This is a genomic window from Actinopolymorpha sp. B17G11 (assembly GCF_040196095.1).
Taxonomy (GTDB): domain Bacteria; phylum Actinomycetota; class Actinomycetes; order Propionibacteriales; family Actinopolymorphaceae; genus Thermasporomyces.
This window is the reverse complement of sequence record NZ_JBEFTW010000039.1, coordinates 1-13945: the sequence shown is the minus strand read 5'-3', so window position 1 is coordinate 13945 and position 13945 is coordinate 1. Positions and strand designations below refer to the sequence as shown.

Annotated in this window: 13 protein-coding genes; 3 read left to right on the top strand and 10 right to left on the bottom strand. The window is 70.6% G+C overall.

Translation table 11 applies throughout. The features are described from left to right. The first annotated feature begins 226 nt into the window (after positions 1-226). Entirely contained in the window at positions 227-1723 is a 1497-nt protein-coding gene (locus ABN028_RS29290; protein ID WP_502879222.1) for a SulP family inorganic anion transporter, read from the top strand. A 168-nt stretch (positions 1724-1891) separates the two neighbouring features. On the opposite strand, the gene ABN028_RS29285 is transcribed toward ABN028_RS29290, so the two are convergent. From ABN028_RS29285 to ABN028_RS29270, 4 genes are all read right to left on the bottom strand, one after another. Then, a complete protein-coding gene (locus tag ABN028_RS29285; RefSeq protein WP_349698846.1) occupies positions 1892-2737 on the bottom strand; it encodes an alpha/beta fold hydrolase in 846 nt (281 codons plus the stop codon). Between the two features lie 81 nt (positions 2738-2818). Then, positions 2819-4441: an alpha-L-arabinofuranosidase family protein gene (locus tag ABN028_RS29280; protein WP_349698845.1), complete on the bottom strand. Its 1623-nt coding sequence runs from the start codon at positions 4439-4441 to the stop codon at positions 2819-2821. After that, positions 4438-5982 carry a sulfatase family protein gene (locus ABN028_RS29275; protein ID WP_349698844.1) on the bottom strand — a complete coding sequence of 515 codons (1545 nt, stop codon included), beginning with the start codon at positions 5980-5982 and terminating at the stop codon, positions 4438-4440. The genes ABN028_RS29280 and ABN028_RS29275 overlap by 4 nt, the downstream gene beginning before the upstream one ends. Before the next feature lie 9 nt (positions 5983-5991). Further along, entirely contained in the window at positions 5992-7227 is a 1236-nt protein-coding gene (locus tag ABN028_RS29270; RefSeq protein ID WP_349698843.1) for an ROK family transcriptional regulator, read from the bottom strand. Positions 7228-7480: 253 nt separating this feature from the next. Between ABN028_RS29270 and ABN028_RS29265 the strand changes: the two genes are divergently transcribed. Further along, on the top strand, positions 7481-7933 hold the full coding sequence (locus ABN028_RS29265; protein WP_349698842.1) for an NUDIX hydrolase: 453 nt from the start codon (positions 7481-7483) through the stop codon (positions 7931-7933). Positions 7934-8027: 94 nt separating this feature from the next. Further along, positions 8028-9377, top strand: a complete 1350-nt coding sequence (locus ABN028_RS29260) for an SRPBCC family protein (protein WP_349698841.1) — start codon at positions 8028-8030, stop codon at positions 9375-9377. On the opposite strand, the gene ABN028_RS29255 is transcribed toward ABN028_RS29260, so the two are convergent. The 6 genes from ABN028_RS29255 to ABN028_RS29230 all read right to left on the bottom strand — a co-directional run bounded on the left by ABN028_RS29255 (position 9362) and on the right by ABN028_RS29230 (position 13777). After that, positions 9362-9928 carry a TetR/AcrR family transcriptional regulator gene (locus ABN028_RS29255; protein ID WP_349332194.1) on the bottom strand — a complete coding sequence of 189 codons (567 nt, stop codon included), beginning with the start codon at positions 9926-9928 and terminating at the stop codon, positions 9362-9364. The two genes, ABN028_RS29260 and ABN028_RS29255, sit on opposite strands and share 16 nt — an antisense overlap. A gap of 45 nt (positions 9929-9973) precedes the next feature. Beyond that, a complete protein-coding gene (locus ABN028_RS29250; protein WP_349698840.1) occupies positions 9974-11152 on the bottom strand; it encodes an MFS transporter in 1179 nt (392 codons plus the stop codon). Next, positions 11149-11586 carry a nuclear transport factor 2 family protein gene (locus tag ABN028_RS29245; protein ID WP_349698839.1) on the bottom strand — a complete coding sequence of 146 codons (438 nt, stop codon included), beginning with the start codon at positions 11584-11586 and terminating at the stop codon, positions 11149-11151. The genes ABN028_RS29250 and ABN028_RS29245 overlap by 4 nt, the downstream gene beginning before the upstream one ends. Then, entirely contained in the window at positions 11583-12191 is a 609-nt protein-coding gene (gene wrbA, locus ABN028_RS29240; RefSeq protein WP_349332197.1) for an NAD(P)H:quinone oxidoreductase, read from the bottom strand. Before wrbA ends, ABN028_RS29245 begins: the two co-directional genes overlap by 4 nt. A gap of 31 nt (positions 12192-12222) precedes the next feature. Beyond that, the gene (locus tag ABN028_RS29235; RefSeq protein ID WP_349332198.1) at positions 12223-13098 is read right to left on the bottom strand and encodes an NAD(P)-dependent oxidoreductase; all 876 of its coding nucleotides are present in this window, start codon (positions 13096-13098) and stop codon (positions 12223-12225) included. 85 nt (positions 13099-13183) lie between these two features. Continuing rightward, positions 13184-13777 carry a LuxR C-terminal-related transcriptional regulator gene (locus ABN028_RS29230; protein ID WP_349698838.1) on the bottom strand — a complete coding sequence of 198 codons (594 nt, stop codon included), beginning with the start codon at positions 13775-13777 and terminating at the stop codon, positions 13184-13186. Positions 13778-13945 lie beyond the last annotated feature (168 nt).

Below are 13945 nucleotides of genomic sequence, written 5' to 3'. Positions count from 1 at the left end.
GCCTCCGGCACGGTCGCAGACGTCAGGAGTTTGGCATCGTCGTGCCCTGATGTCCCGTCGCGCTTCCTGCCCGCCCTGAGTTCTCCCTGGTGAGCCGGACTTCGGTTCGCCGGAATGGACCAGCCCGGCGCGCCCTCGAAACAGTCAGCGCCGGCCATGTACACGACCACTGTTTCCTTCGCGCGTGCTGAGTCACCGACGCGCCCGAGCTTGACGGGTTCCCATCGTGCCGAGTTTCCTGCTGTCGCCCGCATGGCTGCGCGGTTTTCGCCCCTCCTGGCTCTCGCCGAAGGTCTTCCGCACCGAGGTGTTGTCCGGGCTGGTCGTTGCGCTCGCGCTGATCCCGGAGGCGATCTCGTTCTCGATCATCGCCGGCGTCGACCCCGGTGTCGGCCTGTTCGCGTCGTTCACCATGGCAGTCACGATCGCCCTGGTGGGTGGGCGTCCGGCGATGATCTCGGCGGCGACGGGTGCGGTCGCACTGGTCATCGCTCCACTCAACCGTGAACACGGCCTGGGCTACCTGGTGGCTGCCGTGATCCTCGGCGGCCTCCTGCAGGTGATCCTCGGTGCCCTCGGCGTGGCCAAGTTGATGCGGTTCGTACCGCGGTCGGTCATGGTCGGCTTCGTCAACGCGCTCGCCATCTTGATCTTCCTCGCCCAGGTGCCCGAACTGTTGGACGTGCCGTGGGCGGTGTACCCGCTTGTCATCGGCGGACTGGCCCTGATCGTGGCCTTCCCAAGAATCACCCGGGCGGTCCCGGCGCCCCTGGTCTCCATCATCATCCTGACCGCGATCACCCTCGCTGCCGGCATCGCGGTCCCCACCGTCGGAGACAAGGGCGCGTTACCCAGCTTCCTGCCCGTGCCGGGCCTGCCAGACGTACCGTTCACGGCCGAGACCCTGGTGACCATCGCCCCGTACGCGCTCGCGTTGGCGCTGGTGGGTCTGATGGAGTCACTCATGACGGCGAAGCTCGTCGACGACATCACCGACACCCACTCGAACAAGACCCGTGAGTCCATCGGCCAAGGTGTCGCCAACCTTGTGACGGGCTTCTTCGGCGGCATGGGTGGCTGCGCGATGATCGGCCAGACCATGATCAACGTGAAGAACGGTGCCCGCACCCGCCTGTCCACCTTCCTGGCGGGACTGTTCCTGATGGTCCTGTGCATCGTGTGCGGGCCGGTCGTGTCCGACATCCCGATGGCAGCTTTGGTCGCGGTGATGGTGTTGGTGGCGTTCAGCACGTTCGACTGGCACTCCATCGCTCCCAAGACCCTCAAACGGATGCCGGCCGGCGAGATCACCGTCATGGTGGTCACCGTTGCCGCGGTGGTTGCCACCCACAACCTCGCGATCGGCGTCGTGGTCGGGTCGTTCACCGGCCTGGTCATCTTCGCCCGCCGCGTCGCCCACCTGGTCAACGTCACCGCCGTCACCGACCCCGACGGGAACGGAGTCGTGTACTGCGTCACCGGCGAGCTGTTCTTCGCCTCCAGCAACGACCTCGTGTACCAGTTCGACTACGCGAACGATCCCGACAGCATCGTCATCGACCTCACCGACGCCCACATCTGGGACGCCTCCTCAGTCGCAGCCCTGGACGCGGTGACCACAAAGTACGAACAGCGCGGCAAGACCGTTGAGATTGTCGGCCTGAACCGGCAGAGCGCCAAGATCCACGACAAGCTCTCCGGTGAGCTCACCGGCAGCCACTGAGACCTGGCCCGAGGATCTGTGGCCGCGACCCTCGAGGGGGTAAGGCCTAGGCTCGGCGGATATGAATGCCTCTCATGAGGAGATGATCGGTCGCGCGGTGGCCTGGGGCCAGGACGCCGACGAGGTTGCGGGTCTGGTCCTTTATGGTTCCCTCGCGCAGGTGGCACGCTATCCGTGCGCGGAAAGGAAGGCGCGTAGTCGGGCCGATACGGCTGCGGGGTCCTCGAGCCACGGGGAGTGTCCTGCATTGGGGATGGCAGCAAGCGTGGCGCTCGGCAGCAGGTCGAGAAGTCTTCGGACGTTGGCCAGTGGACGCGGGTCCTGCTCACCATGGATGATCAGAGTCGGAGCGGTCACCTTCGTGGCGAGTGTGATCTCGTCAGGTCGGTCGGTCCAAAGGCCTCGGTTGGCCCGCCAGTTGATGTCGAATGGGACGGCGGCAGCCTCCCTTGCCCAGGCTTCAGCCCTCGAAGGATCGGCATAGCCCGGTAGCCAGCACAGCATGCGGTACTCGACTTCCTCGTCCCAGCTCCGCTCCTCCTGCTGTTCCAGCTCATCCCGCCGCTCCTGCTGCCGGGGCGTGAGCCGCCTGGCGGACTCTGCGTAGTACGGCTCCCGCCACTCCGTCCCTGGTCCGACCCCGCTGCAGTAGATCACGGCCTGCACGTGTGCGGGGTAGGTCCATGCGTACGCGAGGGCGAGGGTCGCTCCCCACGAGTGGCCGAAGACCGTCCACCGGTCATAGCCCCAGTGTCGGCGCAGCCCATCGAGGTCGGCGAGTGCCCGGTCTACCCGGTAGTCATCAGGTCCGGTCGATCGGCCACAGCCCCGCTGGTCGTACCGATGGACGCGATGGGTCGAATCCAGCATGGTGGCAATCGAGCTGAGGTCGTCCCACAGGCCCGGCCCGCCATGGCACAGGACGACAGGCGATCCGCTGGTGGGTCCGGAACTCATCGTCCACAGTTGGGCGCCATCGTCGAGTGTCACCGCGCGTTCCCGTATCTCGTCCACCGGCACAGACTCCCGGGTACGCAGCCTGTCGTCAAAGGGGCTTACGGTTTCGACGAGCCTGGTCCGACCGCGCGGTTCGCCTCAGGTGAAGGACAGCAGGGTGACGGAGTGGGGCGGGAAGGTGTAGGTCCCGTCGTCGAGTGTGACGTGCCCGCGGTCACTGAGTCGGATCCGGTTCGGACTGTCGAGAGTGTTGGTGGCCATGGTGTCGGATTCATCCGCTCCGAGGTCGTGGACGGTGCCGGGAGGTAGTGCCGCCCGTCCGTCGAGGATGATCCGGGTACGAATGCCGTCGGTGCGCGACCGGTTGATGACGGCGAGGCGAAGGCGGCGGTCGTCGGTGAGGGTGGCGGAGGCGTCGAGCATCGGCACCGACCCAGGCCGGGTCGCGAAGCCCCCGCTGCCGTCGCGGCTGTCGCCCTGACGGACGGCACCGGTGCGCGCCGGTCCGTACACGTCCGCGTGGATGGCGATGGTGCCGGTGTGGTTCTGGTAGAGGTTCCACACGTGGTACGACGCGGACCGTACGACACCGCCCGGTCGTACGGCGAGCAGCCCGTTGGCGTTGACCAGGTTGACCGTGTTGGCCATGGTCGGCGGCACGGTGAGGCCACTCGCGCGGTGCAGAGCATGGAAGACGCCCGCATAGAACAGCGCGTCGGCGAGAGTGCGCGGACTCCACCGGTTGACGCGGAGCCGAGCGGGCCGACCGTTCACCGGCTCGGTGTCGCGGCTGACGACGACACCGTCGGGGGAGGGCTGGGGCTCGGGCCAGTCGACGGGTTCGAGGTGGCGGATGTTCCACTCGTCGAGAGCCAGTGCGAGTGGCCGCTCCACCCCGGCCGCCGCGGCAAGGTTCGCGACGAGGTGGGCGTACTCGTGGATCTGGCGTTCGAAGTAGAGCGGCTGGGCGACCACCGCGTCGTAGTCGTCGTCACCGCTGTCGGCGGTGTAGAGGTGCGTGGAGGCACCGTAGAGGTGCAGGGAGACGTAGTCGACGAGACTGCCGACCCGCTCCAGCACCGGGCGGGTCCAGCGCTCACTGGGAGTGCCGACCGCGACGAGGCGGATCGACGGGTCCACCTTGCGCATGAACTGGGCGTGGTCGCGGGCCGCGGCGGCGTACTCCTCGGGCGACCGGTGGCCCATCTGCCACTGACCGTAGACCTCATTGCCGAGTCCCCAGTAGCGCACGCCGTAGGCATCAGGATGCCCACCCGCGGCCCGGCGCCTGGTGTAGTCCGTGTCACCGGTGTGGTTGGTGTACTCCACCCACCGGACCGCCTCGTCGACGTCGCGGCAACTGTGCACGAGGTACGGCTGGGTGCCGACTTCGGCACACCAGGCCAGGAACTCGTCGGTGCCGAACCGGTTGGTCTCCTCCGAGCCCCAGGCGAGTTCGAGCCTGCGTGGGCGGTCGCCGCGCGGGCCGATGCCGTCCTCCCAGTGGTACGGCGAGGCGACGTTCCCGCCCGGCCAGCGCACCACCGGCAGCCCCAGGTCCTGGCAGGCCTCGATGACGTCGCGGCGCAGCCCCGCCCGCGGTCCGTCGCCCGCATAGGAGTGCGGAGAACCCTCGTCGAAGACGCCGCCTTCGATGTTGCCGAAGAAGCTGGACTCCAGGAAGTGGCCGTAGATGTTCTCCTCGATCCGGCCGATCTCGCGGTCGCGGTCGATCTCGATCCTCGCCTCGACGTGGTTCACTCAGAACCCTTTCCTGCGTGGTCGTCGACATGGCTGAGTGCGGCGTCGTAGGTCTTCTCGCCCACGTCGTACATCGACGTCATCCAGTGGTAGAAGTTGTCGCCCCGCTCGCGCAGGACGCGGTAGAGCGTGCCGAGGAGCTCGCGGCGTACCTCCGCGAACGCCTGGTCGTGGTAGCGGTTGCGCAGCTCGTGCGGGTCGGCGGTGAGGTCGTACAACTCGTTGTCGTCGGCGGGACTGACCACGAGCTTGTGCGTACGGGTGCGAATCATCCGTTGCGGATAAGGAAAGTGGTGGCCATGGAACTCCGCGACCACGTGATCCGCCCGATCGGGGCGACGGCCCTCGCGGAGGAGAGGGAGCAGGCTGGCGCCGTCGAAGTACGCGGGTGCCGGCAGACCCGCCAGGTCGAGGAACGTCGGCGTGAGGTCGGCGAGGGTGACGAACGAGTCGTCGACGCGGCCTCCCGGCCACGCGGCGCCAGCCGCGGACGCCGCACCAGCACTGCCGGGCACCCGGGCGAGTAGCGGGATGCGGTAGATGTCGTCGTACATCGCCGGGCCCTTGTCGTGCAGGCGATGCGATCCGGTGAACTCTCCGTGGTCGGCGGTGAAGAGCACGGCGGTGTCGTCGGCCATGCCCAGCTCCTCCAGCGCCCGCAGGATCCGCCCGACCTGGCTGTCGATGAGGCTGACGTAGCCCCAGTACGCCGCGATCAGCTGCCGCCAGTCGTCGGGGGGCAAACTGTCGAACGTCCAGTGCGCGGAGTAGTGCCGCTGGACCCGCGGCTTCCCGTCGAACGTCTCCGCCATCGAGGCCGGCAGTTCGACCGCCGCCGGGTCGTAGCGGTGGTAGTACGACTCCGGCAGGCAGTACGGCAGGTGTGGCCCGAACCAGTGACAGGCAAGGAAGAACGGCCTGCCGTCGGTGCGGCGGTGCCCGGCGTAGCTTCGGAGCCGTTCGATCGTCCGCTCGGCGAGGAAGTACTCGAATGTCGCCTCGACCGGCTGCTCGAGCACCCCGGCGAGAAGGTTGCCGGGCTGCCCGTTGGGGAACGAGCCGCGCACCTCCGAGCGCAGCCGGAACTCCGGCAGGCCGCGGTCGGCGAGATACCGCAGGTAGTCCGGATGGCGGACCGGATTCCCCCAGCCTGGGTAGTGCTCGCCGTCGAAACCGAACTCCCGCGGCCCGTTCTCCTTACCGACATGCCACTTGCCGACATGGCCGAGCCGGTAGCCGGCGTCCGCCAGTGCCTCCGAGAACGGAGGGAACCGGCCGCCGAGTTCCTCGCGATAGCCGACATTGCGTTCGTAGTTGGCAAGAAGCGTGTGCCGGAACGGCAGGACGCCGGTGAGCAGGGTGGCCCGCGCGGGCGTACAGATCGCGGTCGGCGTGTAGCAGTGCTCGAACCGCGTCCCGGACGCCGCGAGCCCGTCGAGCGCCGGCGTCTCGCAGACCTCGTTGCCGTAGCAGCCCAGTGTGTCGAGCCGGTGCTGGTCGGTCATGAGCAGCAGGACGTTGGATCGTGATCCTCCGGTCACATCATCTCCCTACTCCCGGTGGAGGTCGACGGCCAGCGTGCCCCAACCGTCTCTGTCTGCGTCACGGGTCGCAGGAGCGGCCGTCGCAGGGGGATATCCGGCCAGCAGGGCTGACTTGCGCAGGACCAGGGCGATGCCGCCGCGGGCGGCGGCCTCGTCGCCCAGCTCCGCACCATGGAGCTGGAGGCCCTGGCGTACCTGACGGTGGGCATAGGCGTGGAGTGCTTCCCGCGCCGGGTCGAGCAGCAGGTCGCCGGCGGCGGCGAGTTCTCCGCCCACGACGACGACCTCGGGGTTGACGACGTTGCACGCGGCTGCGATGACCCTGCCGAGGCGGATGCCCGCCGCGGTGATGACCTCACGCGTCCGCCGGTCTCCAGAACGCAGCCGGTCGAGTACGTGGTCGAGTCGTCGTGCGTCGCACTGCTCGAGGATCGCCGCGATCGAGACGTACCGCTCGAGGCAACCGCGGCCGCCGCAGTGACAGGGGGGTCCGTCCGGATCGACGCTGACGTGACCGAACTCGCCCGCGCCGCCGGCCGCGCCCGAGTGGAGGTGGCCGCCCAGCACCAAGCCGCCGCCGACTCCGTAGGACAGGCGTACGTAGAGGACGTTCGGGACGCCGGCACCACTGCCCCAGATGGACTCGGCAAGTGCCGCGAGGCGGGTGTTGTTGTCGATGAGGACGGGCACGCCGTACCTGTCGGCCAGCCCGTCCCGCACCAGCTCGACCCGACTGCGCCGATGCTTCGCATCTGCCGGCTCGGACACCGGGCCGATCACCCCGGCGCCGACACCGTCGAGGGCCGCGAGCGAGATGTGCGCCTCCTCGGCGAGCTGGTCGACCAGGCCGAGGGCGATCTCGAGCCGGGTGGCCCACGGAGTCCGTTCACCGCAGCGCTCACTCGCCGCGCCGACCACCTCGTGGGCGACGTTGGCGACAGCCGCGTGGATGCGCCGGTGGCCGAGGTCGAGCCCGAGCGCCAGACCACCCGACGGGTTCAGCGTCACCAACGTGGCCGGCCGCCCCCGACCGCGGGACGGCGAAGCCACGGCCGGAAGCTCGACCACCCGGTCGGTGGCGATCAGGTGCTGGATGATCGCGTACAACGTGGCGCGGGACAGTCCGGTACGCCGTCCGAGCTCGGCCCGGCTCAGCGAGCCATGGACGCGGAGCGCGGCGAGCAGTCGCTCCTCATGACTCTCGCGGAGCAGGCGCAGCACACTCGAGGACGGCTCTGGCATGGCTGGAGTCTGACGAGCTGACCACTATTCTGTCAATACTCAAGAAGATTGACCCGGGTACGGCGGCGATCATTTGGTGGCGTCGTTCAAGGTCAAGCGCTGACCATCCGCGGTCCTGTGGGGCCCCGGCTCGGATTCCCCCGAGGGCGCGCGAGCACGACGGGGGGCGGAACCCGGCCGACTAGGGGGTGTCCCGTGGATCAGGGTCGCGAGCCCGGCCAAGATCCAGGGGACAGCCCCTAGCCTTCGCCGCATGTCTGACTATGTGCGTGAGCTGCGGAAGCATGTGGGTAGCCGACCACTCCTCCTGGTCGCTGCGGGGGTGATCGTCAAGGACTCCGCTGGCGCCGTTCTGCTGCAGCGCAACGCCGAGACTGGCCAGTGGGGTATCCCTGGAGGGGCCATGGAACTCGGGGAAACCCTGGAGGAGACGGCGAAGCGCGAGCTGTACGAAGAGACCGGTCTTGTCGCGCGTGACCTGGAACTGCTGGATCTGCACTCTGGTCCGGACTGGTTCCTGGAGTACCCCAACGGAGACCAGGCCTACGTCGTCGGCGCCACGTATCTTGCCGGAGCCGTGGAAGGCGAGCCTCGGCCGGACGGCGGCGAGTGCAGTGAAGTGCGTTACTTCTCGCCGACTGGGCTTCCTGCCGACATGAACACCTACAACCGGCGGCTGCTCGATCGCTCCCTGGACAAGCTTTGACCGCCTGCCAGGGCGCCCGAGGACGGGCCCCACGGGTCCACGCCGGCGGTGCGCGCCGGTAACTCGCCACGCCGCCGTCTGTACCATGTGGTACATGCGGCAGTTGGTGACGGCGGGCGGGTTCGATCGGATCGGCAGGTGGGCGGGGTACGGCGCCGCGCTCGCCATGACGCCATACCTGCTCATCAAGGTCTCGTGGGTGGCGCAGGCGCTCGCCGGTCGGTACGACGGCGACGCCACCGCATTCGTGGCACTCAACATCGTGACGATCGGCATGGCGGCCGTGGCGATCCTGGTCGCGCTGGCGCTGGCACGCCCGTGGGGCCAGCGGGTGCGGGCGACGCCGCTGGTCGTCGGTGGCTGGCTCGGCGGCGGGTTCCTGGTCTCGGCGCTGCCCTACCTCGCGGTGCAGGCGTTCCTCAGCGATCCGACGGAAGGAGCCGGCACCGGCTCGTCGGGGCCGTCCTGGGAGATGGCGCTGCTGCAGACCGCGTTTGTCGGGATGGGCGCCGGACTCGCGCTCGCGCTGCCGGCGTACGTCGCTCGGCGGTGGCCGGCGGCGGCGCGGGTCGCCGCCGCCCGTGCCGCAGGCGGCCGCCGATGGCCGGCAGCGGCCGCCGCGCTGGTCGGGGTCGTCCTGCTGCAGTGGGCGGCCGGCAGCCCGCTCGGGCTCACCGTCCCCGGCGACCGCGCCCCGCACTGGCACGCCTTCCACGCGGTGCTCGGCGGCTGGGCGCTGGTCGGCGCAGCCGGTTACCTGGCGTTGGTCCGCCACCGGATCCGTCGTGCGGCCTGGCTACCCGTCGGCGCCGTCTGGCTCACGAGCGGGGCGCTCGTCGCGTGGCACGGCTGGAAGCTCCCGTTCATCCTGGTCGCTTCGGCTGCCGGCCGGCCCGAGGACTCCTGGTTCCCCGAGCACCTCGGGCTGCTCGTCGTCATCCACGTGGTCGCGGTCGCTGCCGGGCTCGGGATGATAAGCACCCTACGCGGCCGGCGCGATCGTGCGACGTCGTACGTCGTCACCCGCGAGCTCGACGCACCGGTCGAGGTCGTGTGGCAAGTGCTCAGTGACGTCGAGGCGATGCCGCGCTGGACGCCATCGATGACCCGGGTCAGGATCGCCGGCGGCCGACCCCTCGGCCTCGGCAGCCGAGTGCGGATCCGGCAGCCGAAGCTGCTGCCGGCCACCTGGACGGTGCATGACTGGCGGCCGGTCGGCGGGTTCGCATGGCACAGCCGCACCACCGGCGTGCACACCATCGCGACCCACCGGATCCTCCCGGCCGGTGGCCGCCGCAGCGAGCTGACCCTGTCGATCGAGATGCGGGGCGCGTTCGCGCGACCGATGTGGCGGATGGTCGCCGGCACCATCCGACGGTACGTCGACCTCGAGCTGGCCGGCCTGGCTGAAGCGGCCGAGCAGCGCGCTCAGTCCGCGGAGTAGAGCGCGAGGTAGCGCTCGTGCGCGGCCGTCACGCCGTCACTGTCGCCGCTCGCGAGGAGGTCGAGCAGCAGGCCCCGGACCACAGCCACGCCGAGCCGCGCGTCGACGGCCGCGGTGGAGGGGTCGCCGGTGAGCTCGGCGAACGCGGCGGTCAGCGGCGCCAGCCAGTCGTTGATCACCCCTTCGAGCAGTGGCCGCGCGTGCTCCTTGCCCTGCAGGGCGGCTGCGTAGAGCTCGAAGAACAACCGCTCCCCCGCCGCCTGCTCGGGGTCGGCGAGTTGCTCCCACCAGGCGCGGGCGGCGGCCAGCGGGTCGTCGTACTCCTCCGACAGCGCGGCGTACCGTTCCCGCGCCGCGGCGTCCACCTGCCCCACGACAGCGATCATGAGCCCGTCCAGCGAGCCGAAGTGGTAGATGAGCATCCGGTGACTGGTGCCGATCGCCTCGGCGAGCGAGCGGAGGCTCCAGTCCGTCGAGCCGCGCTCGGTCATCACCGCCACCACTGCCGCGAGCAGGCGCTGGCGCGGGGAGGACGGCTCCGATGTGCTCACCGCTCGCAGGTTAGTCGGCCCGCCGACGCCCGTGCGTCGCCCGGGTCAGGCAGAGACGCCGGCGGCCACCGCCGGTCCGACGGCGATGCCGAGCAGGTAGCAGCTGGTGAAGAACCCGATGGCGGCATCGCGCGCAGTCTCTGGGACGAACGCCGAGGCGCGGTGGATCAGCATGCCCTGGCCCGAGACCGCGGCGAGCGAGCAGAGCCCGAGTCCGACCAGCACCACGGCCGTGGCCGGCGCCAGCGAGGCGGTGACGGCGCCGACGATTGCCGTGGCCGGCAGCAGCACCGTCAGCCAGGCGGTCGGCAACCGCGCACCGAGGGGTACGACGACCCACGACAGCGAGCCGCCCGCCAGGTAGGGCCACAGGATGACCATGCCGGTCGCGGCGGCGGACACGCCCTGGTCGGCGAGCAGGACGGGTGAGAGGTAGAGCAGGCCGAAGTTCGTCGAGGCCAACGTCAGGCTGAGACCACAAAGGAGCCAGAAGCGGCCGGCCCGCAGCAGACCTGGCGGCGGGAAGCGGTGGGGTCGGGCGCCGACGTACCTGAACGCCAGCGCGGCTAGCACCAGCGCTGCCGGGCCAGCGAGGACGAGGTGGACGGGCATCATCGCCACGGCCGTCACGACGCCGGCGACGAGCGCGATGCCGAGCGGATCCCAGGGTCGGACCGCACGCCGAAAGCTCGGTCCGAGCGCCCGCAGGAGGGCAGGCATGCCGAGCAGCGCGAGCACCGGAAGCGCGAGCGTCACGCGCCACGACGTCAGGTCGGCCACCGCCTGCCCGACCAGTGGACCCGAGGAGCCGACCACCGCCAGCCCGCCGGTGATGGCACCCACCTGCACCGCCGAGCGGGCGAGGCTGGTGGCGAGAACTGTGAACCCCGCGGCGCCGAGGGACTGCAGGAGCGCGGCCAGGGCCAGCACCGGCACATTCGGACCGGTCAGCGTCAGAGCCGCTCCGAGCGCGAGCAGGGACGCACAGGTCGCCACCACCCCGCGCGGTCCCAAGCGGCCGAGCGCGGCACCGGCGATCGCGGTTCCGATCGAGGTGCCGGCGCCGAACGCGGTGACGATCAGCCCGGCGTGGCCGTCGATCCGGTCCAGCACCAGCACCGGCCCCGAGACGCCGAGTGACATCGGCGCGCTGAGGGCAACCAGCACCAGGGCGGCGACCGCCGGCGGCGCACCGGCCCTGCTGGCCACCACCGCCGGCTTCATCGCTGCCTCTGCCTGGGGGTGCCGCGGTGGTAGACCTTGTTCGCGATCCGCCACTCGCCGTCCTCGGCCACGAGCACGAACATGTCGGTGAAGACGTCGGGCCCGTGGTGCAGGGTCATGGCCGCCGTGGCGACGGTCCCGGTCACACGTACGACGTCGAGCCGCCGCCGACGGTCGGCCTCGTCGGCCGCGGGGGCGCCGGGAAAGAGGCCGCAGTAGTCGTCGAGCGGCCACGACGCGAAGCCGTGCTCCCGGATGCCCTCCACGTGAGCTGTCGGCCGGAAGGCTCGGCGGAAGTGGGCGGGGTCGCCGGTCGCGTGGCCGCGGGCGTAGGCGACCAGCGGCTCCAGCACCGCGGCCGGCGCGGCCGCCTCCGGTGCGATCGTCAACCGGAGGTCGGCCAACGCGGCCGCGTCGGGCACCGCGCCGCTCATGCCGCCGGCCGCCGGACCAGCCGGGCGAACCGCAACACCCGCTCGGTCAGGTGGTCCACCGCAGTCAGCTCCACCTTGCCCGGGAGCTCGCTGCCGTCGGCGCCGCTGAGGTTGGCGGCGCCGTACGGGTTGCCGTCGACGAACTTGATCGGGTCGGTGTAGCCGGGCGGCACCAGGACGCCGCCCATGTGGTGTACGCAGTTGTACAGCGCGAGCAGGGTGGCCTCGGTGCCGCCGGTGCCGCCGGAGGAGAAGCCGGCGTAGACCTTGTCGGCCAGCCGACCCTCGGCCCACAGCCCGCCGAGGGTGTCGATGTACTGCTTGAGCTGGGAAGCAACGTTGCCGAACCGGACCGGCGTGCCGAACAGCACCGCGTCGGCCCACGCCGCGTCGTCGGGCGCCGCCACCTCGATGTCGGTGGTCGCCGCGGCGTGCGCGGCCCATGCCGGCACGCGGTCGATCACCTGCTGCGGGGCGAGCTCCGCGGCGCGCCGCAGCCGCACCTCGGCGCCGGCGTTGGCTGCGGTCTCGGCGGCGCGCTCTGCGAGCCGGTGCACGCTGCCGGTCGAGCTGTAGTAGATCACCGCGAGTCGGGTCTGGGTCATGGATCTGCTCCTTGTGGTTTCGTGGTTGTCGTCAGCCGGCGCGCACGTAGTCGACGAGCCGGGAGTAGTTGTCGGCGCCGTGGCCGTCTCCGACGGCGCGGGCGACCCAGCGCCGGGTGACCTCGACCAGCTCGTTGTCGAGGCCGACGTCCTCGCCCTGCCGGAGCAGGTCCTCGATCGACGGCAGGTGCGCGGCGAGACCGCTGGTCGGCACGGCGTACTCGTCCTTGTCGATCTCGGCGGCAAGCACGCCGAGGAAGTCGTGCAACTGACGCAGCTGGACGTCGGCGCCCGCCAAGAAGGCGCCGACCTCGACACCCTCCGCGGTGAGCATTCCGGCGGCATGCACGAAGCCGTTGAGCAGGCCCCACATCACTGAGTGGATGCCCATGCCGAAGAGCGCCGCCGTGCCGGGGTCGTCGGAGACCAGCCGGCCATTGCCCGCGAGCACGTCGAGGGTGGTCCGGTGACGCTCGTAGACCTCCGCCGACCCGCCGTACACGATCACGCTGCTCGGGTCGCCGATGCCGGCCGGGATGGTCTCGATCTGGCCGTGTACGTAGCCGACGCCGTGGGCCGCCGCCCACGCTGCCGTACGCCGAGCGTCGCCGGCGGTGCCGTCGGAGAGGTTGACCACGTCGCTGTACGCAAGGGCGTCGCCGGCCCGCTCCAGCAGCCCGCGGGCCACCTCACCGCCGGTGACGTTGACGACCACCAGGGGACTCGCGCTCGCGGCGGCCACCAGGCTCGGCGCCGCCGTCGCGCCCATCTGGACCAGCCGGTCCGCCTTCTCAATGGTCCGGTTCCAGACCGTGGTCGGGTGCCCGGCGTCCACGAAGGCCAACGCCAGGGCGGCGCCCATGTCACCGAGACCGACCACGCTCACTGGCTGCTTCTGCTCGCTCATCGCACGTCCCTTCGTCGTCGGTGACGACGCTAGGGATGCGGATTACCGGCCGGCTTCAGTAACGGCTACTGGAGATCGACCGCCGCTACTGGAGATCGACCTCCGCCAGCTCGCGTCGGGAACTGATGCCGAGCTTCGGGTAGGCCTTGTAGAGGTGGTACTCCACCGTGCGGCGGCTCAGGAACAGACGTTCCCCGATCTCGCGGCTGGCCAGCCCCTGCGCGGCGAGCCGCACCACCTGCAGCTCCTGCGCGGTGAGCCGGTCGACCGCGTCGACCGCGGTGGCGGTCGCCGGACGGATCCGGGCGCCGGCCGCCCGCAGCTCCGCCCGCGTCAGCTCGAGCCACGGCCCGGCACCGAGCCGCGTGAACCCCTCCTCCGCTGCGCGCAGCTGGTCGCGGGCTGCGGTCGCGCCCCGGTTGCGGCGCAGCCAGCCGCCGTAGGCGAGCTCGGTGCGGGCCCGCTCGAGCGGCCGGCCGCCGAGCGCGTGCGCCGCCAGCGCCGCCTCGAACGCCTCGTCGCTCGGGTCGAGCAGTGCCCGAGAGCGTGCCGCGACCGCCCGCGCCCACGGCTGACCACCGGCAGCGGCCCACTGCTCGAACTGGGCCAGGGGGTGCTCGGCCCGTTCCGGTACGCCGAGCCGGACCGCCGCCTCCACCAGGTCACCCGTCGACGCCATCAGCACCGTGACGTGGTGGCCCGGCGCGCTCCTCGCCGCCTCTAGTCGCCGCAGTGCCTGATCGACGCGTCCGTGGCCGAGGTCGCTCAGGCTGAGCGCGCAGGCGGCCGAGACCCGCCCGGTGTCTACGAGCCGGCTGCTCTAGGCTCTCAGCCGCGCCTCGACTCC

Bases quoted from the DNA above. Each gene is read 5' to 3' on its own strand.
- ABN028_RS29260 (WP_349698841.1), top strand. From the start codon at position 8,028: ATGCGGCAGTTGGTGACGGCGGGCGGGTTCGATCGGATCGGCAGGTGG.
- ABN028_RS29230 (WP_349698838.1), bottom strand. From the start codon at position 13,777: ATGGCGTCGACGGGTGACCTGGTGGAGGCGGCGGTCCGGCTCGGCGTA.
- ABN028_RS29235 (WP_349332198.1), bottom strand. From the start codon at position 13,098: ATGAGCGAGCAGAAGCAGCCAGTGAGCGTGGTCGGTCTCGGTGACATG.
- ABN028_RS29245 (WP_349698839.1), bottom strand. From the start codon at position 11,586: ATGAGCGGCGCGGTGCCCGACGCGGCCGCGTTGGCCGACCTCCGGTTG.
- ABN028_RS29250 (WP_349698840.1), bottom strand. From the start codon at position 11,152: ATGAAGCCGGCGGTGGTGGCCAGCAGGGCCGGTGCGCCGCCGGCGGTC.
- wrbA (WP_349332197.1), bottom strand. From the start codon at position 12,191: ATGACCCAGACCCGACTCGCGGTGATCTACTACAGCTCGACCGGCAGC.
- ABN028_RS29265 (WP_349698842.1), top strand. From the start codon at position 7,481: ATGTCTGACTATGTGCGTGAGCTGCGGAAGCATGTGGGTAGCCGACCA.
- ABN028_RS29270 (WP_349698843.1), bottom strand. From the start codon at position 7,227: ATGCCAGAGCCGTCCTCGAGTGTGCTGCGCCTGCTCCGCGAGAGTCAT.